The organism is Brakhagea slesvicensis (genome assembly GCF_052161625.1).
Taxonomy (GTDB): Bacteria; Planctomycetota; Planctomycetia; order Pirellulales; family Pirellulaceae; genus JBKCUI01.
The window spans coordinates 4,444,068-4,463,055 of the sequence record NZ_CP197412.1 but is presented as its reverse complement, the minus strand read 5'-3'; the positions used below and the strand labels follow the sequence as shown (position 1 = coordinate 4,463,055).

Below are 18,988 nucleotides of genomic sequence, written 5' to 3'. Positions count from 1 at the left end.
TCGTTGCTCCAAAACTTCCAGTAGCTGAAGACGGAACATTCGCGTTCTACGGGTTCTTATCTGGCGAAGCGCTGACGTGTTATTTTCGCGATGCATCGTGCGATACCTGTCAGTGTTTGGAGTGTTCAGAAACGCAAACGTGCCGCGTTGAGATTAAACTACACTTTCGGGAGCGGAATCAAGTAGCCGCATGAGAACTTCACAAAAATTCTTCTTTCGCCGAATTACCTGTCGATCCCCCGATTGACAGGTAGCGAAATCATGGGTTATGCGCATGCGAGTTTTGATTGCCTGGGAACTGGGTGGAGGCCTCGGACACTTGATGCCGATGGTCGCGATCGCAAACCGTCTTGTCGCCGAAGGTTGCTCGGTAACCATAGCCGCTCGCGATTATGAAACTGCAAAAGCAATGGCAATGAAGAACGTAGGATTGATTCAATCGCCGTTCAGTCCACCACATGCTTCGTCGTGTTACTGCCCGCCATCTACTTACGATCAATTGCTCAACAATATTGGTATGGGTGACGCACAAGTCCTGAGTGGTCTTGTTGATCGTTGGAAACACATATTTAGGTCCTACCAGCCAGATGCGATCATATTTGAACATAGCCCGATCGCGCTTTTTTCGTCCTTGTCGATGTCGGTCAAGAAAGCAGTAATGGGGACCGGTTTTACGTGCCCGCCTGTGCCACTTCCGATACTTCGTCAGCACACTACGACTGAAAAATGTTCAACAACATTAGACGTAATGAACGTAGTTGGAGCGTCCTTCGGCTTTCCTGAACTGAGTTCTGTGGGAGATCTTTACACCTCCGCGGATACGACATTTCTGCGCACTTTCGCTGAACTCGATCATTTTGGCGAGCGTCATGGAGTGGACTACCTGGGACTCGCTGAAGATTGCAAGGGCTCAAGGCCCATCTGGCCGACTCGATCCGGGCCCAAGATTTTTGCGTATCTCAAAAGGTTCAAAGGTGGCCGCGAGACGATTCTTAGAATTGCCGAGACTCAACTGCCGACTCTACTCTATTGCCCCCATTTAGGAATCGCGGAATCGAAGCAACTAGCAACCTTCTTCCCGTCCATCCAATTTTCAGGCTCTCCGATAGATGTTCGCCGAGCCGCAGAGGAGTGTGACCTCGCAATCTCCCATGGTGGGCATGGATTCGCAGCTCGCATGCTACTGGAGGGAGTTCCGCTACTTACAATACCGCTTCAGTTGGAACAGGAACTGCTTACCAGGAGACTTGTTTCGCTCGGCGCTGGCCTTCAAGCTAGCTGGGATTCGTTAGCGGAGTTAGAGAATTACATCAACTTGCTGATCGTAGACCCGAGCTATCGCGCTAACGCTGCCCGGTTCAAATCTAAGTATCTCGACTTCGGACAACAGCGACTCATTAAATCCGTCGTAGCTTGGGGCATGGGATAGGACCAGAAAACTTCGCGCGTGACTTCTTGATCGCGAACAAAGTGCCTTTGAGTCCGAGATGGTCGATGACCGTCGTTATGATCTCGTGAGGGAGGCTGTACTGCAAGAAAACCGCAAAGTCCGTCGCACTTGCTAGCTACTCATCACCTTCGCCACACCAGCCGCCTTGGCAAAATCATCTTCCGTCACCAGCAGATAACTCTGCTGGGCGATGCGAGGTGAGTTACCCAACCAACTACAAACCACATGCAGCGGAAACTCACGCTGGAGTTCCGTCTGGCGGCTAGCTCGCATCGAATGGAACAATCGTGGCCAACCCGAAACGCCGGCGCGTCGCAACAATCGCGTCATTTCGGAGCGTAGGTTGGCGTTCTTCCAGCCCATCGCCGTGTTCGCTGCCGCTCGATACTGGGGCGCAGCGACCACGTACTCGCTCTTGTCACCGAAGATCTCGAATGCTTCGTCGAGGATCGGACGAAGCTCCGGAAAGATCGGGCAGCTTCGAATACCGTGTCCTTCGTGATGTTCGACCTTCGGCTCTGGAATACTCATCCGATTCATTTCCCAATCGATGTCCTCTCAACGTAGCGACAACGTTTCGATGGGAGAGTCTGTCTGTAGCCAAAAGTCTCTGACACCCAAAATTTCGAGTGTTTCGACTTTTTCGACTGGTTCGAGTAGCTTCCCATGCACTATAATCGTGGTAGTTGCTTTAGGAGATGTGAGCATGTCTACGCTACTGCCAGATAATTTTGAAACCGTTTCTCCGACCGACTCGGACGCCCGCTTGGCCCTTGAATCGAGTCGGATCCTCGCCTCTCGCAAACTAGGGAAAAAAACGAGCGTCCGAATCCGATTGGGTGATGACGATCCATCTGAGGGGGTGGTTGTCCCCACGTCGGCGGTGCGATTATTCCTTCAGCTACTGGTCGAGATGTCACAAGGTCATGCAGTAACATTGATTCCTACGCATGCGGAGTTGACAACGCAGCAGGCTGCCGATTTGCTCAATGTATCGAGGCCCTATGTGGTCAAATTGCTTGACGAAGGAAAGATTCCCTCTCGGCTCGTTGGCAAATACAGGCGAGTTCGGTTCGACGACCTAATGGCTTTCAAGAAGAAGGATGACCAAGCCCGCTCCGAAGTCCTAGATCAGCTTGCGCAGGAGGCTCAAGAACTCGGGTTGGGCTATTGATGGATCACCCGATCACTGCGATTTACGACGCGAATGTCCTTTACCCAGCACCTATTCGAGACCTCTTTCTTCGCATTGCACAGTCTGGCTTAGTTTTCGCCCGCTGGACGGAGATGATTCATGATGAGTGGGTACGCAACCTACTTGAGAACAACCCAAAGATGAACCCAGAAAGTATCGCCAGAACTCGACGTCTCATGAATGAGGCTGTGCGTGATTGCCTGGTGACCGGATACGAGGGCCTATTGGATACAGTCGATTTGCCGGATCCGGATGATCGTCATGTGTTGGCAGCTGCAATCCACGCCGATGCGCATGCGATCATCACTTACAACCTGAAGGACTTTCCGGCCCAGGCACTTTCCCGCCACGGAATTGAGTCTCTTCACCCTGATGAGTTTCTGTCTTCGCTTGTTGCAACAGTTCCGGGATCCGTCTGCTCTGTTATCAAGCGGCAGCGGGAGAGTTTACGCAGACCACCCTACACGGCTGTGGAACTCTTAGAGATATTTGAAGGACATGGATTGATCCAGTCCGTGCATGGACTCAAGCCCTTCTTGGACTTGCTGTAGTGGACAAACGTTCCCCGTTTTCAATCACCTTGCTTCGCAAAAAAGCACCTCTCGAACTCTTCAAAAACATTGGGAAAACATTGAAAAGTTCGGTTCCTGTCCTGTCCGAAGGACTGCTCTACTTTCCACTTTCTACTCACAAAACTTGTTCCCAGGGTTTTTTGCATCTCTGGGCAGTTCCTTTGGAGTTCTATAGCGCCCATGCTGGCTCGGTGCATGACGCCTGCGGCGTTGGATTTCGCGTCGCGCACCGAAAATCGAGTCGTTTTTAGAGTCGCGCGAGTCGGCAAATCACTGGGGTTTTGCATATCCCCGTTCTGGCCACGATCCACGCCCTTGGAGGTAGTAGGATTCGAACTATCCGAGTGATGTTCCGAAATGCGCGGATGGCGAGGATAGACCGAAACAGCCTATCACTCCACAAAATTCTTGATCCGCTCGCAAGTGCCTGATATCCTTCAACTTCGGATCGAGGCTAGCTTGCGTGATAGGCTGCATTGGTGCGGTCTACAGAGTTTAGGCCGATCGGTATAAAAACAGGTTCTGGCATGGAGTAACACTTCGTGCTCGTGCTCAGTGAAACGGTGCTCGTGCTCGTACTCGAAATGGGGCAATCATGACAGAACACTTCTTCGACCACGATCGGCTTGACGTCTATAGCCTATCGATCGAATACGTCGCCGCTGCATTTGCTTCTTCGCGGTCGTTGGAGGGACTTCATCGCCATGCTCGTAATCAGTGGTTGCGAGCGGCCTAATCGATTCCGCTCAACATTGCCGAGGGTAATGGAAAACGTAGCTTGAAAGATCGAGCGCGGTTTCTTGATATTACACGTGGTTCGGCTTTAGAGTGCGCTGCGATTCAAGATGTGCTTGTTGTTTCCGGTGGCATCAGGGCAACCGCATCTTAAATGATTGCTGCGAGGCGGTTTAGGAGATAGTTTTCGTCCCAAGCCGCGCGTTTTCTTTTTTTGCGTGTGCTCTCCTTGGATGTGTCCAAGCTGAGAATATTAATTGCAAATCGACGAAGTAAGGCAAAGTTATCAGGGCCATGACCCTTTCGTATCCGGCTTTGATCTTCGTTGAATGTCATATCCAGCCCCCAATGGAGCGAGTTCTCGATGCCCCAATGGCTTCGGACCGTACTCGCAAATCGTTTCACGCCTACTTCAAGACTGCTCAGATAATAGCGAGTCTCAATCGTTTCCTTGCCGTCGCGAAGCGTGATGCTGTGCACTTGTCCAATTGACTTAGCGCCTTCCCACGACTCGGTAAACTCCCGCAGACAGTCTGGAATTGGGGCGTGATAGTAGTACCGCTTCTCGGTGTGACCGTGTGCTTTGTCATGAGTCTCGTGGTGCCTAACTTTGTGTTCGGCTAATCCCTGCTCATGCACGTTATCGAAGTACTCGCCCATAGCCTTCGCCAACTTAGGATGGTTGTCCTTGATTGCCAAAACGTGAGCGTACACTGACCGGTTCTTGATTTTCCCGACCTGGTCGGTTTCTGTCGTGTAGTTTTCTGCGTTCGATCAACGTTTTCACTCGTACGCAAGGAACTCATCTTGGCTCGACCATCTTCTGCTTCTCGCTCCCAACGATGGGCGCAGCATCTCGCGGATTTCGACCGCTCAGGACTTACCGTAACCCAATTCTGCGATTCCATCGGTTGTTCCGTTCCAACCTTCTATAACTGGAAGCGCAAGCTTGGCAAGGCTCCGGTCCAGCCAGCGTTCTTGCGAGTTCAATCCGTGGATGCTGTCGACTCTGCGATCGAAATCAAGCTCCCAAGCGGCGTGCTTTTGCGTCTACCCCTTAGTGCGATTGCCTCGCTCTCTGATATTCTCGATCAGGTGGCATAGTTACCATGCTCGCTCTCAACCCTTCAGTTCCCATTTACCTGCATACCGAGCCCATCGATATGCGCAAGAGCTTCGACGGTCTCTTCGGGATCATTAAGAATGACTTTCAGCGCGACGTGCGCGATGGTGGCTTGTTCATGTTCCTGAACCATCGCCTGAATCGGATCAAGCTCTTGTACTGGGACACCGATGGAATCGCTATTTGGATGAAGCGATTGGAGAGAGGCTGCTTTCAGCGCCAGTTCGAAGCGCCGATGGGAAGCATGTCGTGGTCTCGTCCGCCGAGCTGCAGTGGATCCTTACGGGAGTCGAACTCAGCTCTGTGAAGAAGAGAATGCGCTACGTCCCTCCGGCCCGCGATTCTCTAGAAGCAATCTCTGCTTGAAACGGAAACAATTCCTGTGTTTTTAGGCAATTTCACTTCTGTCCCCTCTTGCGCTTTTTGGGCCTCGCGCTATAACACCATCATGCAAGACGCGAACGAATTACCGAACGATTTGAGCACCGCACAAGAAGTGATTCTTGTGCAATCGAACGTTCTCGTAAAGCAAAAATCCGAGATCGATACGCTCAAAAAATCGCTCGAAGAAGCGCTTGCTGAGATCCGCTTCCTGCGCACCGGGAAGAAGCGAGAGAAGTTCATCAACGCAGACCAATATCTCTTGGAATTCGAGGATGACAAGGAGTTGCAAGAGGCGCTCGAAGCTGCCAAGAAGGAAGCGGAAGCCGAGGTAGAGCGCATCACCTATACGCGCAAGAAGCAAGCTGTCGCGAAGAAGCCAAATAGTGACAAGTTCCCGCCACACTTGCCGCGTGAGGTCGTGGAAGTGGAGATCCCTGATGCGTTCCAACAACGCGTTGACTCTGGCGAGCTGATCGTCAAACGCTATGAAGTCACCGAAACCCTCGAGCACATCCCGTCGAAGCTTGTTGTTCTCCAGTACAAGAAGCCTGTTCTGGCTTACGCCAACTCCCCCGAACGCGAGCTGAACGTCGAAGAAGAAGTAAATCTTGGGGAAAAGGGCCGCTACCACCCTTCCGTGGCTGCTCAAGTGATCCATGGCAAGTTCGGACTCCATCTCCCCTATTACCGTCTCCAAGACATGTTCGCCTCGTCAGGGTGGACCCCAAGTCGATCTACCCTGGATTACCTGGCAGATCTAACTCATGATGTTTCGGAAAGGCTGATCGAAGCGATGCGAGCCAGACTCATGGCCTCTCGTTGCTTGGGGCTTGATGACACGCACGTCAAGCTGATCATGCCCAAGGAGATACCCGACGAAAAGGAGGCTCTGCAAGACTCCCGAATACAGCGACTCCTTGAGAAGATGAAGGAGGCTCAAAAGGAAAAGAAAGATAGCCTGGATGCCAAGATGTGGGGCTACTCCGGCTTCGACACAACAGCTCCTTATGATCTCTTCGACTTCCGAGTCTCGCGGCATCGCGATGGACCTGCAGAATACTTGGAAGGGTATACCGGGCATGTGATGGCAGACTGTTATTCGGGCAACATGAGCGTGATTCTTGCGCCCGGGTCGAAGATGACCCGCATGGCGTGCTGGTCGCATGCGCGCCGTCATGTTTATGAGCACCAATCCAACGATCAGAAAGCCGCATCGCTCCCTCTTGCGCTGATGAACCAGCTTTACGATATCGAGCGTCGCTGCGCGCAGTGGAGCGATGAAGCACGAGGAGAACTGCGAGCCAAAGAATCGCGAATGATACTCGATCGACTCCGCGACTGGCTCGATGGCCCGTTGGCACGAAGCGTGTTACCTGCGAGCAAGCTTGGTGGCGCGCTCAACTATGTGCGCAACCACTGGGATGCGTTATGCGTATACGCCACCGACGGCCGCCTGCCGATCGACAACAATCAAGTCGAAAGGCTCATGAAGCGAGTCGCGATTGGGCGCAAGAACTGGCTGTTCGTCGGAAGCATGCGAGCCGGGATACGCAATGCAAGCCTCATGAGTCTAGTTGCCAGTGCGCAGCGTCAGGAGATTGACATTGGGATGTACTTGGAGAGTGTGATTACACACTTGCTACGAGGGACAGCGCGCGTGGAGGAGCTGCTACCGGATCGCTGGAAGACAGAGCACCCGGAGGCTGTGCGCACCTATCGGGAGCAGGAGCGTCGCGATAAGGCTGATAACGCAACGGCCCAAGCTGCGAAGCGTCGAATGCGAAATCAGCTTCGCAAATCGAAGTAGGGAACAGAGCGCCACGACGCAACCCTACCCGCGAGAAAATCTCGGTGAGCGTCGTGTACGCTCACGCCAAAACGTAGTCACCTCCGTCATCAGAAATCTGCTTGGCGATTTCTTTCTGGCTTCCCATCGCATCTGTCGTGATGATGGCACCACGAAGCTCGAGTTTCTTCAGTAACTCGGGGATCGCCGTGATCTCGTTGGATTTCTCATCGACAGACTCGCAGCCGAGAACAAGCCGATTTGCAACACTCCATGCAGCAACACTGTGCAACATGTTTTTGAACGACTTCTTGTCGTGCGATCGTCGAAGGGATTTTCCATCGATCGCGATAACATTGAGTCCGTTGCTACCAAAGTCCAAGCCTTCTACCCATGCTAAAAAGGCCTCTTGAAAGGCATCCGGCTTGATCATCCGAAAAACACGACTGATGGTGTCGTGGGACGGCACGCCGTTCTTGAGTTTGATGAATTTGCGAAGCCACGACAATCGGATCTTTCCGAACAACTCGATATCTTCCCATCCATCGGCTCCACAAAGGACAGCTAGGACCGAGAGTACAAGAATATCCTTAAGGTCATGTGCCTTTGTTCGCTCAATGCGAGGATCTTCAACAAGCGACATACACTCGACGAGATTGGTTTTTGCTGCCATTCCATGGACTCCACGAAGAAGATCGGATCAACTTCTGAAATCTATTGCTGCTAGCATTTACTTAGGCAACCCCCAAACGAATAATCACAGCTTGTACTTATGATGCGTTTGCCCTGGATCGACAGAAGTGTCAGAAAGCGGCAGATCACCGCGATCTGTGCAATATTACTGCTTCCAATCGCAGCGGCTTTACTGACCGGAATGCGAGGCCAAGGCTTGCACATCACTGTACTCAGTGGGATCGTATCACTGGTATTCATGGCTAGCGTACTCATATCCGGAACACGCCGCTGTCGAAAAGTGGCGTGATCAGGCTATAGATCCAGGTTGCCGAGCCATCGTAGACATGGCTTCCGTACCCACTTGTCGTTAATTCTCATTTTCCTTTCACGTCACTTGAAGCACCAGACTGATGGTTACAAGTCACCTGCTGACCGGGTTCACCTTCGGGCTTTCGATCTCTTTGGTTTCGTGGATGGTCGGAATCATCGGCAACGGCCTGTTGCAAGGAACCAGTTACTTCGGAAAGCTTTCTCACCTGAACTTCATTCCGAGCAAAGCCCTGAACCGAGCGATTGGCATCGAGCAGTTCAAATGGGTCGTGAAAAACAGCTTCTTCCGATTTTTGAATCAGAGCATCAAGGTGGAAGGCAAACAAACCGATTTGAATTCGATTCGCCACCAAATGACCCTTGCTGAGGTCGGCCACCTGATCGGGTTTCTTTTTGTGGCAGCCTTTGCCCTGTATCAGAGCTTCAACGTGAGTGTGCTTTTTGGGCTGGCTATGATGATTCCCAATATCATTCTCAACGGCTACCCCTCCCTACTCCAACAGGAAAACAAAAGACGCATCGACAAGCTCCTTGTGCGCCAGGCAAGGCATCACGATGCTCGCCCCCAACAGCAGCGGAGTCTATAGAGAGTGGTCGCTTGTGCTATCATTGGGGCGGCCGCTGGTTACGCGAGATCAAAATGGCACCGAGACTTTAAGAACCACGAAACACACTGAACACACAGAAAGAAGGCCACATCAATTCCTCACTCCCTTTCCGTGTATTCCGTGTCGTCCGTGCTTACAATCCCATGCTACTTAAGGCAACGATCACGCGCTACACCGGTTAGATCGTCGAATGTCAATCGAGTAACAACGAACCACAAACGGATAATCGAGTGATGGAGCCTATTCCCAAGCACCATATTCCAGCGTAGGTACGTGCTGCTAAACTAAGGAGTTCTAATGCGAATTATACTAACGATACTTGCCCTTGTTGTTGCCGGTTGCGACGCCTCATCAACTTCGACCTCGTCTCTCAATTCATCATCATCGCCGTTGGGCGCTTCGTCGAAGCCACATCAATCGCTTCTCGAGGCCAGAAAGGGATTCGCAACCAAAATAATCAAGTCAGGGGAGTCGGTGGGCGCCCCGGACAAGCCACATGGGAGCGAATTCGAATTGACGCAATATCAGTCTCCCATCGGCCCCTTATCCGCTTACGTGACGCCAAATCCAGGTGACGGCAAGAAACACCCAGCGATCGTGTGGATTACAGGGGGTGACAATAATTCTATCGGTGATGTGTGGACGCCACAGGATCGGAGCAACGATCAATCTGCCAGCGCGTTTCGCAAGGCCGGGATCGTCATGATGTTCCCTTCGCAGCGGGGCGGGAACGACAATCCAGGGAAACGCGAGGGGTTCTATGGAGAAGTGGATGACATTCTTGCCGCGACCGAACATTTGGCTCAATTGCCGTACGTCGATTCAGAAAAAATCTATTTAGGCGGACACAGTACAGGAGGAACGATCGTCATGCTGGTCGGAGCGTGCTCCGATCGATACCGTGCCATTTTCTCGCTTGGCCCGGTCGCCGCGGCAGAGCAATACGGTGGTGAATATGTGTACTGCGATCCGAACAATCAGGATGAAATGCGACTTCGTTCGCCAATCTACTGGATGCACTGTGTTACGAGTCCTATGTACGTCCTGGAAGGAGAAGAAGGAAACTGGGATGGCGCGATTGAGGTCATGGCGAAAGAGAATTCCAATCCGAGAATTCGTTTTTACAAGATCGCTGGTCATGACCACTTCAGCGTGATCGCCCCACTCGCAGAGTTGCTGGCTAGCCAAATAGTGCAGGGGCAGATCGACTTAACACAGCAAACATTGCAGGGCTTGCGATAACGATCCATTGGCGATATCGATTCGGATGCTGGCTGAGCATCAACGTGAACGAGTGCATGAGTTACTAGACCAGCAAGTTATGGATTCGTTGCTACCTGGACCTAACGTTCGTATTCCATTTCGGGATCCATTTGCTCAGGGAGCACCGAGGCGTTCCGTTCTGGGACTGATGCTCTGGCATGCACACGAACCAGCCTAGGATCTTCCTTGGCCGCGAATGGGATGAATTTTATTCCACAGCCCCATGTAGCTCGTACAGGAAGTCCCCCGTTCATGGCAGGAATCCACTCGACGCCGTAAGCCTCGGATCGCTCGGGGAATGGGGCGAGCAAGATCGCATCCCCACAAGTCGCCGAGACCTAAAAATGGTATGTTTGTCCTTGCTTCGATTCCTCGATGTTCCAGAAGGTTGACCATCTATGCCATTGTGCCTCCGTCTACTGCTAAACGCCTCAGCCACTTTCGTCGTGCTCTCAGCCATGATGGGATCCGACGCTCGGTGTGACGACGTGACGCATCGCTTTCTCGCGTGCGGAGCGAAGACATATGTCATGGAGGCGGATGGAAAGGCATCTTGGACCTATCCGCACAGCACTCGAGATGGATATGTGCTCGAGGATGGTCGCATTGTTTTGACGCTGAGCAAATCACCGAAGTTTCCCGCTGGTGCAGTGGTCGAAATCAGCAAGGATGGCAAAGAGCGTTTGATTTGGAATGGTACACAGTCCGAAGTCAACAGCGCACAGCCAACCGAAGCGGGGACGTTTGTGATCACGGAGGCCGGTCCCAACCCGCGATTGCTTGAGCTCACCAGCGAGGGAAAGGTCCTCGTGGAGTTCCCGCTACAGTGCCAAAAGCCGAATCATCACATGCAAACGCGAATGGCGAGGAAGCTCCAAGACGGCACGTACCTGGTGCCCCACCTTCTGGATTTCGCCGTCAAGCAGTATGACAACAAAGGGAACATTTTGAATGTGATCGACACCAGCGTCCCTGGGGATGTGGAACGAGCGACACACACTTGGCCTTTTACAGCCATACGCCATGGCGACGGGCACACCCTGGTATGTTGCACCAATGGGAATCGCGTCGTCGATTTCGATGCAGCGGGCAAGATCGTATGGGAATTGACGAACAAAGATTTGCCGGGACCGTGGTTACAGGATCCTTGCGGAGGCCAGGTTCTCCCCAATGGAAACGTCGTGATCACAAGCTACGCGGCCGGTGGTAAAGATCCGAAGGGACCCAAACTGATCGAAGTGAATCGCGAGAAACAAGTTGTTTGGACTTATGTCGATGGACAAGCCTTGGGAATCCACCACTTTCAGATCTTGAAAACCAATGACGAAGAACTTCGAGGACATGCGTTGAAATAGGCGCCGCTCGCAGACGATGCAGATGCGTCATTGGAGGCTGCGAGTGAACGTCGGTATGATCCTAGCTCCGATTTCACAATGGCGTGCCTGTGCATGGTGGCGGGCCTGAGAATGGTCGCTAGGATAGGTCGAATGAATCCATCGGATAAGAACTTGCAAAACCTGACCTCCGTGCCACTCCTTGGCATGGCGGTGAACGCAGCGTTGGCTTCGCTCAAGATCGTCGCAGGGGTATTCGGGAATTCGTATGCGTTGATTGCGGATGGAATCGAATCGACGGCGGATATTGTCACTTCGCTGGTTGTTTGGGGTGGGCTGCGAGTTTCGATCACGCCGGCGAATGAAAAACATCCCTACGGATATGGAAAGGCGGAATCGCTGGCGGGAATCATTGCGGCCATCGCATTGCTGGGAGCTGCGGCCGCGATCGCAGTCCAAAGCATTCGTGAAATTTGGACCCCGCATCATCTACCACATTGGTCGACGCTGGTCGTGCTCATTCTTGTTGTGGCGGTCAAGGAATCCCTTGCCCGTTGGGTAGGGAATCTTGGAACCGAAATCGATAGTTCCGCATTGCAAGCGGATGCGTGGCACCATCGATCCGACGCGTTGACGTCCCTCTCGGCATTTATTGGGATCAGCATCGGATTGATCGGAGGCCCGGGCTATGAACCGGCTGACGATTGGGCGGCCTTGGTTGCATGCATTGTTATTTGCTATAGCGGCATAAGGTTATTGACCATCGCGGTCCGCGAATTATTGGATGCAGCTCCGCCCAAACACTTCGAAGATCAGATCCGGCAGCTGGCGCGTGACGTAGAGGGAGTACTCGACGTCGAGAAATGCCGGATTCGAAAGAGCGGGACAACCTATTTTGTCGAGATCCACATCGAAGTCGACGGCGACGCGACGGTGCAGCAAGGCCATGACATCGGAGGCAAAGTGAGAAGCAGGCTGAAGGGCTCGCCGATGAGAATAGCGGACGCATTTATCCATATCGAGCCTTATCTCAACAATCTACGTCCCGACTAAAGCAATCAAGGGTAACCGGAGTTTCAGGCTATGGATGATTTCACTCCCAGGCGGAGTCGAAATCCCAGCCTGGATACTGTCAGAAATGGCCATGGAGCCAATCGCGACAGAACACGAAAGATTTCTTCGAAGATTCCTTTACTTGCTTGCTACGCGCAGCATCGCGTCGATACAATCCAGACGTACGATCCCATGACGCTCATCTCCTTTGGCGTCTCCCTTTCCCGAAGGGTCATTCCCCATGCGCCACATGTATCCATCCGTCTCGTTGCGTGCGCTGACAATCACCTTCGTGTCTGTTTGTTTTCTCATCGAGGAATCGAGCGGTCAAAGTGCGTTTTCGCCTTGTGATAAATCCGAGATCGAGACGCTGGTCATGGATTTTGGCATCAATGCCGAGCGAAAAAATCACTTTGGGTACAAAGCCGATGTAAAGCTTGAGCAGGATGGTTTTACAGACCAGAGAGAGTCTGGCACTACGACATGGGATGTTCTGTGGTTTGAAGACCGAAAGTCAAAGTCGAAACGTCAGGATGTTTTGAATGTGCTTGCCAACCCAACGGATACGTCTTATTGGGTTGTGGCAACGACCCACAAGGGGAAGTTCAATGTATCGATGGGCGACCGGACCTTAATTAACCAATCAGTCCCGAGTGCTGGGCTTTCGCCTATTGCCGAGGATCCGTGGATGGCCCCTATCTCCGAACCGCGTCTTGTTGAGATGGGAAAAGCGGGGCGCCCCGGTTATTGGGCAGATTTGTTGTCGATGGACAAGCTACTCTGGTGCGAATCAAACGGTCGATTAACAAGGGGGGAATGGCCCCTCGGTGAAGGACAGTATAAAACTTATGTGCAAGTCTATTTTGATAGTGCCAAAGATGGAATGCCCGTTTTAACTCGATTTGTCATCCCAACGGACTACGAGAAGCGATTCGCGAAGTTTGGGAAAAGATATAGTTGCGAAATCAAAACGAAGTGGCTCAAAGAGGGTGACATTTATATGCCCCTTTTAGTAGAGACAGCGATTGAAAACTATTCGACCAAGGGCGTGTTCAGATCAACTATGGATTACACTGTGGAGTACAGTTGGAAATCTAAGCTAGTTACGGAAAAAGGTGTCGATCCAACCGTGTTTGAACATGCCAAGATTCCGAGTGAGGATTTGTTAGACATGTTTGATCGTTAATTGGTTGCGGGATGTGTTTTGCAGCGATCTTGGGTTGCTTGCATCTTTCCCCCATCCACTTGTCGATCGGTTCACTGGCGACCACCAACCGCTAACTGCCAAAGTCCTCATTGTAAATTTTATCAATGCCAGACCAAGCATGTCCGTGAACGTCGGCTGCCTGCATCCCCCCCCCCTAAAAGCCCTTCATGCGATGGCTCAAGTCGCCATGTCCTCCTATTCCTGCAACGCGCCCTTAAATCGAGCAAACGTGTACCTATGAGAGCGATCCTTATCTTACCTTGCGGCGATGGTGGCTTTTCAGATTGGCATAGTGCCGCTTCTCGCCCAAGACAATGCTTGCGATCTCATGCTACGCGTTCTCGAAGAGCGAACGGAACCGATACGGTATGAATTCGAATTTGAGCTCCGGGAGAATTCGTTTACTGCAGTTGCTTCGGAGAAACCGACAGAATATGGCCTTTTGAAGGTAACCAAAGGGAAGGTAAAGTGCGATGAACTAGCGGATTTCTATTACATGGAGATGGAATCGGAGATAATTGACGTTCTCGCGGGTTCCAAACTGGAGGAGCAGATCATCGGAGACAGTGCACGAAGCTTCACGGATTACCCAGCCATGCGACTGGTTCTGCCTGACCTACATCTTGTTGTGGACCCACGAACAGGTGAGGTACAGCGGGTTGATTCTCTTAGGGTGAGCGTACACTGACCGGTTCTTGATTTTCCCGACCTGGTCGGTTTCTGTCGTGTAGTTTTCTGCGTTCGATCAACGTTTTCACTCGTACGCAAGGAACTCATCTTGGCTCGACCATCTTCTGCTTCTCGCTCCCAACGATGGGCGCAGCATCTCGCGGATTTCGACCGCTCAGGACTTACCGTAACCCAATTCTGCGATTCCATCGGTTGTTCCGTTCCAACCTTCTATAACTGGAAGCGCAAGCTTGGCAAGGCTCCGGTCCAGCCAGCGTTCTTGCGAGTTCAATCCGTGGATGCTGTCGACTCTGCGATCGAAATCAAGCTCCCAAGCGGCGTGCTTTTGCGTCTACCCCTTAGTGCGATTGCCTCGCTCTCTGATATTCTCGATCAGGTGGCATAGTTACCATGCTCGCTCTCAACCCTTCAGTTCCCATTTACCTGCATACCGAGCCCATCGATATGCGCAAGAGCTTCGACGGTCTCTTCGGGATCATTAAGAATGACTTTCAGCGCGACGTGCGCGATGGTGGCTTGTTCATGTTCCTGAACCATCGCCTGAATCGGATCAAGCTCTTGTACTGGGACACCGATGGAATCGCTATTTGGATGAAGCGATTGGAGAGAGGCTGCTTTCAGCGCCAGTTCGAAGCGCCGATGGGAAGCATGTCGTGGTCTCGTCCGCCGAGCTGCAGTGGATCCTTACGGGAGTCGAACTCAGCTCTGTGAAGAAGAGAATGCGCTACGTCCCTCCGGCCCGCGATTCTCTAGAAGCAATCTCTGCTTGAAACGGAAACAATTCCTGTGTTTTTAGGCAATTTCACTTCTGTCCCCTCTTGCGCTTTTTGGGCCTCGCGCTATAACACCATCATGCAAGACGCGAACGAATTACCGAACGATTTGAGCACCGCACAAGAAGTGATTCTTGTGCAATCGAACGTTCTCGTAAAGCAAAAATCCGAGATCGATACGCTCAAAAAATCGCTCGAAGAAGCGCTTGCTGAGATCCGCTTCCTGCGCACCGGGAAGAAGCGAGAGAAGTTCATCAACGCAGACCAATATCTCTTGGAATTCGAGGATGACAAGGAGTTGCAAGAGGCGCTCGAAGCTGCCAAGAAGGAAGCGGAAGCCGAGGTAGAGCGCATCACCTATACGCGCAAGAAGCAAGCTGTCGCGAAGAAGCCAAATAGTGACAAGTTCCCGCCACACTTGCCGCGTGAGGTCGTGGAAGTGGAGATCCCTGATGCGTTCCAACAACGCGTTGACTCTGGCGAGCTGATCGTCAAACGCTATGAAGTCACCGAAACCCTCAAGCACATCCCGTCGAAGCTTGTTGTTCTCCAGTACAAGAAGCCTGTTCTGGCTTACGCCAACTCCCCCGAACGCGAGCTGAACGTCGAAGAAGAAGTAAATCTTGGGGAAAAGGGCCGCTACCACCCTTCCGTGGCTGCTCAAGTGATCCATGGCAAGTTCGGACTCCATCTCCCCTATTACCGTCTCCAAGACATGTTCGCCTCGTCAGGGTGGACCCCAAGTCGATCTACCCTGGATTACCTGGCAGATCTAACTCATGATGTTTCGGAAAGGCTGATCGAAGCGATGCGAGCCAGACTCATGGCCTCTCGTTGCTTGGGGCTTGATGACACGCACGTCAAGCTGATCATGCCCAAGGAGATACCCGACGAAAAGGAGGCTCTGCAAGACTCCCGAATACAGCGACTCCTTGAGAAGATGAAGGAGGCTCAAAAGGAAAAGAAAGATAGCCTGGATGCCAAAATGTGGGGCTACTCCGGCTTCGACACAACAGCTCCTTATGATCTCTTCGACTTCCGAGTCTCGCGGCATCGCGATGGACCTGCAGAATACTTGGAAGGGTATACCGGGCATGTGATGGCAGACTGTTATTCGGGCAACATGAGCGTGATTCTTGCGCCCGGGTCGAAGATGACCCGCATGGCGTGCTGGTCGCATGCGCGCCGTCATGTCTACGAACATCAATCCAACGATCAGAAAGCCGCATCGCTCCCTCTTGCGCTGATGAACCAGCTTTACGATATCGAGCGTCGCTGCGCGCAGTGGAGCGATGAAGCACGAGGAGAACTGCGAGCCAAAGAATCGCGAATGATACTCGATCGACTCCGCGACTGGCTCGATGGCCCGTTGGCACGAAGCGTGTTACCTGCGAGCAAGCTTGGTGGCGCGCTCAACTATGTGCGCAACCACTGGGATGCGTTATGCGTATACGCCACCGACGGCCGCCTGCCGATCGACAACAATCAAGTCGAAAGGCTCATGAAGCGAGTCGCGATTGGGCGCAAGAACTGGCTGTTCGTCGGAAGCATGCGAGCCGGGATACGCAATGCAAGCCTCATGAGTCTAGTTGCCAGTGCGCAGCGTCAGGAGATTGACATTGGGATGTACTTGGAGAGTGTGATTACACACTTGCTACGAGGGACAGCGCGCGTGGAGGAGCTGCTACCGGATCGCTGGAAGGCAGAGCACCCGGAAGCTGTGCGCACCTATCGGGAGCAGGAGCGTCGCGATAAGGCTGATAACGCAACGGCCCAAGCTGCGAAGCGTCGAATGCGAAATCAGCTTCGCAAATCGAACTAGCGAACAGAGCGCCACGACGCAACCCTACCCGCGAGAAAATCTCAGAGAGCGTCGTGTACGCTCACCCCGCTCGCGACCTTTACGTGAGCGATCTGTTCCGGAAGCGAGTCTCGCATGTTGAGTCACGGGGGCTGCCGTGGTACATCCTTAGTGCGAAGTCTGGGCTGGTGAATCCGTCGACGCCTCTTCGGCATTACGACCAAACGATGGCGGATCTATCCGGTATCGAGAGGGCTGAATGGCACCTAGGGGTGGCGAATCAGTTGATGACGGAGTTGCACTACGAGTTCGGATCTCCTGATCTTTCCTCGGTGTTGATTGAGATCCATGCTGGCGTTAAGTATTGCGAACCGTTGGCTTCGATTCTCTCACTCTTCGGCGTGAGCATTACGAAGCCGGTGGCGAGGTTGGGGATCGGGCAGCAGTTGTCGTTTTATTCCACTGCAAAGGAAGCATGATGTTTGACCTGGTTCATTTGGCGATGAGGCGTGCTGTCGCCGAGTTTGGTGGCAAAGATGGAGACAAGGTTTTCAACGCTGCGGGGTTCTCTGTCGCGTTTGCTGCCTTGGCCCGAATTACGAATGGGATCGATGGCTGTGTTGTGGAAGCGATGTTATGCGGCCGGGGTGACGTCGAGCAGTTGAGCGGTGGTGCTCATTATCGCTTGATCGAATCCCGAGTGGGTGGGGCGGTCGGCGGGATAGAGGCTGGCTTCGCGCCGCATCAGTTGCGGGTGGTTCGAGAGAAATTCGAACTGGACGAGAAAATCGAAAAGCTTGAGTCCTTTTGTAAGACTCAATTATTCCAGTCGCTTCATCCAGACGAGCGGCAGCGGCTTTATCAACAACTTGAAGCGATGGGCGAGTACAGCCGTATCCTCGGAGAGCGTATTAACTACTTTTCACGGAACTGAGGATCGGAGTCAACGCGGGACGCTTTTGCTTCTTGTTGGCTACGCTGAAACACGTGCGAGGCCGGCCTGTCTTTTGTCTAGGCTCAGCGCTCAGTTGATCAAGTGAATCTAACGCAAGGCAAGACCATGGCGGAGAACAGCAAGATAGAGTGGACCGATCATACGTTTAATCCATGGCTGGGCTGCACGAAGGTCAGCCCAGCATGCAAATTCTGTTATGCGGAACGCGACATGGATCACCGATACGGCAAGGTCAAATGGGGAGATAAGGGCACTCGAATCATTACCAGTGAAGAGAATTGGCGGAAGCCTTTGAGATGGAATCGAGAAGCAGGCGAGAAAGGAATTCGTTACAGGGTGTTTTGCGCGTCGCTCGCTGATGTTTTCGAGGATTGGAAAGGTCCGATTCATAACCATCGCGGCGAGCAGATTGATTCAACAATGGACGATATTCGTCGCGATCTATTTGAATTGATTGACGCAACGCCAAACCTCGATTGGTTGCTGTTGACCAAACGACCAGAACGGATTCGGGCGAAGTGGCATCCATTCAATTGGCAAACACCAAGCGACGTCCCTCACCGACCAAACGTTTGGCTTGGTACGTCTGTGGAGTCTAGTTCTTGCCTTTCTCGCGTCGACACGCTGAAGGCGTCGGGCGGATTGGCTCCTGTTCTGTTTCTTAGTTGTGAACCGTTGTTAGGTGCGTTGCCTACTCTCGGTGAGCACATTGATGGAATCGACTGGGTGATTGCCGGTGGCGAAAGCGGACCAGAGGCAAGGCCAAGCAATCCCGATTGGTTCCGATCCATTCGAGATCAATGCGAGATGCACGGAGTGCCTTTCCATTTCAAACAGTGGGGCGAGTGGGCTCCATATGGCGACCTGACTTACGATCGATGTAAGTCAGTTGACACACACGCATTCGATGAAGAGGCATGTGTGTCTCGTGTAGGGAAGCATGCGGCGGGAAGATTGCTGGATGGCCAATTACACAATACTTTTCCGAAACGCATTAACACTGTGGCTGCAGATTCCACTCATTGGTAACCCAAAACAAGATACTTTCAACGAG

The 18,988-nt window shown here is 52.4% G+C and carries 23 protein-coding genes; 20 read left to right on the top strand and 3 right to left on the bottom strand.

What is annotated here, in order from left to right:
- Positions 1 to 328 precede the first annotated feature (328 nt).
- Complete coding sequence (locus SH467x_RS16930) at positions 329 to 1,429, top strand: glycosyltransferase (RefSeq protein ID WP_482368282.1); 1,101 nt, start codon at positions 329 to 331, stop codon at positions 1,427 to 1,429.
- A gap of 132 nt (positions 1,430 to 1,561) precedes the next feature.
- Here the strand turns inward: SH467x_RS16930 and SH467x_RS16925 are convergent, their stop codons facing one another.
- On the bottom strand, positions 1,562 to 1,981 hold the full coding sequence (locus SH467x_RS16925; protein WP_482368281.1) for a hypothetical protein: 420 nt from the start codon (positions 1,979 to 1,981) through the stop codon (positions 1,562 to 1,564).
- A 175-nt stretch (positions 1,982 to 2,156) separates the two neighbouring features.
- On the opposite strand from SH467x_RS16925, the gene SH467x_RS16920 reads away from it, so the two are divergent.
- The 4 genes from SH467x_RS16920 to SH467x_RS16905 all read left to right on the top strand — a co-directional run bounded on the left by SH467x_RS16920 (position 2,157) and on the right by SH467x_RS16905 (position 4,106).
- Positions 2,157 to 2,624 (top strand): helix-turn-helix domain-containing protein, encoded by a 468-nt coding sequence (locus SH467x_RS16920; protein WP_482368280.1) that lies wholly within the window; start codon positions 2,157 to 2,159, stop codon positions 2,622 to 2,624.
- On the top strand, positions 2,624 to 3,196 hold the full coding sequence (locus SH467x_RS16915) for a VapC50 family PIN domain-containing toxin (RefSeq protein WP_482368279.1): 573 nt from the start codon (positions 2,624 to 2,626) through the stop codon (positions 3,194 to 3,196). The genes SH467x_RS16920 and SH467x_RS16915 overlap by 1 nt, the downstream gene beginning before the upstream one ends.
- Before the next feature lie 616 nt (positions 3,197 to 3,812).
- Complete coding sequence (locus tag SH467x_RS16910; protein ID WP_482368278.1) at positions 3,813 to 3,953, top strand: hypothetical protein; 141 nt, start codon at positions 3,813 to 3,815, stop codon at positions 3,951 to 3,953.
- Between the two features lie 3 nt (positions 3,954 to 3,956).
- The gene (locus SH467x_RS16905; RefSeq protein WP_482371387.1) at positions 3,957 to 4,106 is read left to right on the top strand and encodes a four helix bundle protein; all 150 of its coding nucleotides are present in this window, start codon (positions 3,957 to 3,959) and stop codon (positions 4,104 to 4,106) included.
- On the opposite strand, the gene SH467x_RS16900 is transcribed toward SH467x_RS16905, so the two are convergent.
- Positions 4,103 to 4,666: an ISAs1 family transposase gene (locus SH467x_RS16900; protein ID WP_482368277.1), complete on the bottom strand. Its 564-nt coding sequence runs from the start codon at positions 4,664 to 4,666 to the stop codon at positions 4,103 to 4,105. The genes SH467x_RS16905 and SH467x_RS16900 overlap by 4 nt on opposite strands.
- Before the next feature lie 93 nt (positions 4,667 to 4,759).
- On the opposite strand from SH467x_RS16900, the gene tnpA (SH467x_RS16895) reads away from it, so the two are divergent.
- The 3 genes from tnpA (SH467x_RS16895) (at position 4,760) to tnpC (SH467x_RS16885) (ending at position 7,266) form a co-directional block, all read left to right on the top strand.
- Positions 4,760 to 5,056: an IS66 family insertion sequence element accessory protein TnpA gene (gene tnpA / locus SH467x_RS16895; protein WP_482367253.1), complete on the top strand. Its 297-nt coding sequence runs from the start codon at positions 4,760 to 4,762 to the stop codon at positions 5,054 to 5,056.
- A gap of 5 nt (positions 5,057 to 5,061) precedes the next feature.
- Entirely contained in the window at positions 5,062 to 5,382 is a 321-nt protein-coding gene (tnpB, locus tag SH467x_RS16890; RefSeq protein WP_482368269.1) for an IS66 family insertion sequence element accessory protein TnpB, read from the top strand.
- A 141-nt stretch (positions 5,383 to 5,523) separates the two neighbouring features.
- A complete protein-coding gene (gene tnpC, locus SH467x_RS16885) occupies positions 5,524 to 7,266 on the top strand; it encodes an IS66 family transposase (protein WP_482368276.1) in 1,743 nt (580 codons plus the stop codon).
- Between the two features lie 61 nt (positions 7,267 to 7,327).
- Here the strand turns inward: tnpC (SH467x_RS16885) and SH467x_RS16880 are convergent, their stop codons facing one another.
- On the bottom strand, positions 7,328 to 7,918 hold the full coding sequence (locus SH467x_RS16880; RefSeq protein WP_482368275.1) for an ISAs1 family transposase: 591 nt from the start codon (positions 7,916 to 7,918) through the stop codon (positions 7,328 to 7,330).
- Positions 7,919 to 8,330: 412 nt separating this feature from the next.
- On the opposite strand from SH467x_RS16880, the gene SH467x_RS16875 reads away from it, so the two are divergent.
- From SH467x_RS16875 to SH467x_RS16820, 12 genes are all read left to right on the top strand, one after another.
- A complete protein-coding gene (locus SH467x_RS16875; RefSeq protein WP_482368274.1) occupies positions 8,331 to 8,837 on the top strand; it encodes a glycosyl-4,4'-diaponeurosporenoate acyltransferase CrtO family protein in 507 nt (168 codons plus the stop codon).
- 318 nt (positions 8,838 to 9,155) lie between these two features.
- Positions 9,156 to 10,100 carry an alpha/beta hydrolase family protein gene (locus SH467x_RS16870; RefSeq protein WP_482368273.1) on the top strand — a complete coding sequence of 315 codons (945 nt, stop codon included), beginning with the start codon at positions 9,156 to 9,158 and terminating at the stop codon, positions 10,098 to 10,100.
- 479 nt (positions 10,101 to 10,579) lie between these two features.
- Positions 10,580 to 11,476, top strand: a complete 897-nt coding sequence (locus tag SH467x_RS16865) for a PQQ-binding-like beta-propeller repeat protein (RefSeq protein WP_482371386.1) — start codon at positions 10,580 to 10,582, stop codon at positions 11,474 to 11,476.
- Between the two features lie 132 nt (positions 11,477 to 11,608).
- On the top strand, positions 11,609 to 12,508 hold the full coding sequence (locus SH467x_RS16860; RefSeq protein WP_482368272.1) for a cation diffusion facilitator family transporter: 900 nt from the start codon (positions 11,609 to 11,611) through the stop codon (positions 12,506 to 12,508).
- 241 nt (positions 12,509 to 12,749) lie between these two features.
- The gene (locus SH467x_RS16855) at positions 12,750 to 13,694 is read left to right on the top strand and encodes a hypothetical protein (protein WP_482368271.1); all 945 of its coding nucleotides are present in this window, start codon (positions 12,750 to 12,752) and stop codon (positions 13,692 to 13,694) included.
- A 313-nt stretch (positions 13,695 to 14,007) separates the two neighbouring features.
- The gene (locus tag SH467x_RS16850; protein ID WP_482368270.1) at positions 14,008 to 14,403 is read left to right on the top strand and encodes a hypothetical protein; all 396 of its coding nucleotides are present in this window, start codon (positions 14,008 to 14,010) and stop codon (positions 14,401 to 14,403) included.
- A gap of 90 nt (positions 14,404 to 14,493) precedes the next feature.
- Positions 14,494 to 14,790 (top strand): IS66 family insertion sequence element accessory protein TnpA, encoded by a 297-nt coding sequence (gene tnpA, locus SH467x_RS16845; RefSeq protein WP_482367253.1) that lies wholly within the window; start codon positions 14,494 to 14,496, stop codon positions 14,788 to 14,790.
- 5 nt (positions 14,791 to 14,795) lie between these two features.
- Complete coding sequence (gene tnpB / locus SH467x_RS16840) at positions 14,796 to 15,116, top strand: IS66 family insertion sequence element accessory protein TnpB (RefSeq protein ID WP_482368269.1); 321 nt, start codon at positions 14,796 to 14,798, stop codon at positions 15,114 to 15,116.
- A gap of 141 nt (positions 15,117 to 15,257) precedes the next feature.
- Positions 15,258 to 17,000, top strand: a complete 1,743-nt coding sequence (gene tnpC / locus SH467x_RS16835) for an IS66 family transposase (protein ID WP_482368268.1) — start codon at positions 15,258 to 15,260, stop codon at positions 16,998 to 17,000.
- A gap of 53 nt (positions 17,001 to 17,053) precedes the next feature.
- Positions 17,054 to 17,458, top strand: a complete 405-nt coding sequence (locus tag SH467x_RS16830) for a DUF6884 domain-containing protein (RefSeq protein ID WP_482368267.1) — start codon at positions 17,054 to 17,056, stop codon at positions 17,456 to 17,458.
- Complete coding sequence (locus SH467x_RS16825; RefSeq protein WP_482368266.1) at positions 17,455 to 17,913, top strand: crAss001_48 related protein; 459 nt, start codon at positions 17,455 to 17,457, stop codon at positions 17,911 to 17,913. The genes SH467x_RS16830 and SH467x_RS16825 overlap by 4 nt, the downstream gene beginning before the upstream one ends.
- Before the next feature lie 126 nt (positions 17,914 to 18,039).
- Positions 18,040 to 18,963 (top strand): phage Gp37/Gp68 family protein, encoded by a 924-nt coding sequence (locus SH467x_RS16820; RefSeq protein ID WP_482368265.1) that lies wholly within the window; start codon positions 18,040 to 18,042, stop codon positions 18,961 to 18,963.
- The last annotated feature ends 25 nt before the right edge of the window (positions 18,964 to 18,988 follow it).

Bases quoted from the DNA above. Each gene is read 5' to 3' on its own strand.
- SH467x_RS16930 (WP_482368282.1), top strand. From the start codon at position 329: ATGGTCGCGATCGCAAACCGTCTTGTCGCCGAAGGTTGCTCGGTAACC.
- SH467x_RS16925 (WP_482368281.1), bottom strand. From the start codon at position 1,981: ATGAGTATTCCAGAGCCGAAGGTCGAACATCACGAAGGACACGGTATT.
- SH467x_RS16920 (WP_482368280.1), top strand. From the start codon at position 2,157: ATGTCTACGCTACTGCCAGATAATTTTGAAACCGTTTCTCCGACCGAC.
- SH467x_RS16915 (WP_482368279.1), top strand. From the start codon at position 2,624: ATGGATCACCCGATCACTGCGATTTACGACGCGAATGTCCTTTACCCA.
- SH467x_RS16910 (WP_482368278.1), top strand. From the start codon at position 3,813: ATGACAGAACACTTCTTCGACCACGATCGGCTTGACGTCTATAGCCTA.
- tnpB (WP_482368269.1), top strand. From the start codon at position 5,062: ATGCTCGCTCTCAACCCTTCAGTTCCCATTTACCTGCATACCGAGCCC.
- tnpC (WP_482368276.1), top strand. From the start codon at position 5,524: ATGCAAGACGCGAACGAATTACCGAACGATTTGAGCACCGCACAAGAA.
- SH467x_RS16880 (WP_482368275.1), bottom strand. From the start codon at position 7,918: ATGGCAGCAAAAACCAATCTCGTCGAGTGTATGTCGCTTGTTGAAGAT.
- SH467x_RS16875 (WP_482368274.1), top strand. From the start codon at position 8,331: ATGGTTACAAGTCACCTGCTGACCGGGTTCACCTTCGGGCTTTCGATC.
- SH467x_RS16870 (WP_482368273.1), top strand. From the start codon at position 9,156: ATGCGAATTATACTAACGATACTTGCCCTTGTTGTTGCCGGTTGCGAC.
- SH467x_RS16865 (WP_482371386.1), top strand. From the start codon at position 10,580: ATGATGGGATCCGACGCTCGGTGTGACGACGTGACGCATCGCTTTCTC.
- SH467x_RS16860 (WP_482368272.1), top strand. From the start codon at position 11,609: ATGAATCCATCGGATAAGAACTTGCAAAACCTGACCTCCGTGCCACTC.
- SH467x_RS16855 (WP_482368271.1), top strand. From the start codon at position 12,750: ATGCGCCACATGTATCCATCCGTCTCGTTGCGTGCGCTGACAATCACC.
- tnpB (WP_482368269.1), top strand. From the start codon at position 14,796: ATGCTCGCTCTCAACCCTTCAGTTCCCATTTACCTGCATACCGAGCCC.
- tnpC (WP_482368268.1), top strand. From the start codon at position 15,258: ATGCAAGACGCGAACGAATTACCGAACGATTTGAGCACCGCACAAGAA.
- SH467x_RS16825 (WP_482368266.1), top strand. From the start codon at position 17,455: ATGATGTTTGACCTGGTTCATTTGGCGATGAGGCGTGCTGTCGCCGAG.
- SH467x_RS16820 (WP_482368265.1), top strand. From the start codon at position 18,040: ATGGCGGAGAACAGCAAGATAGAGTGGACCGATCATACGTTTAATCCA.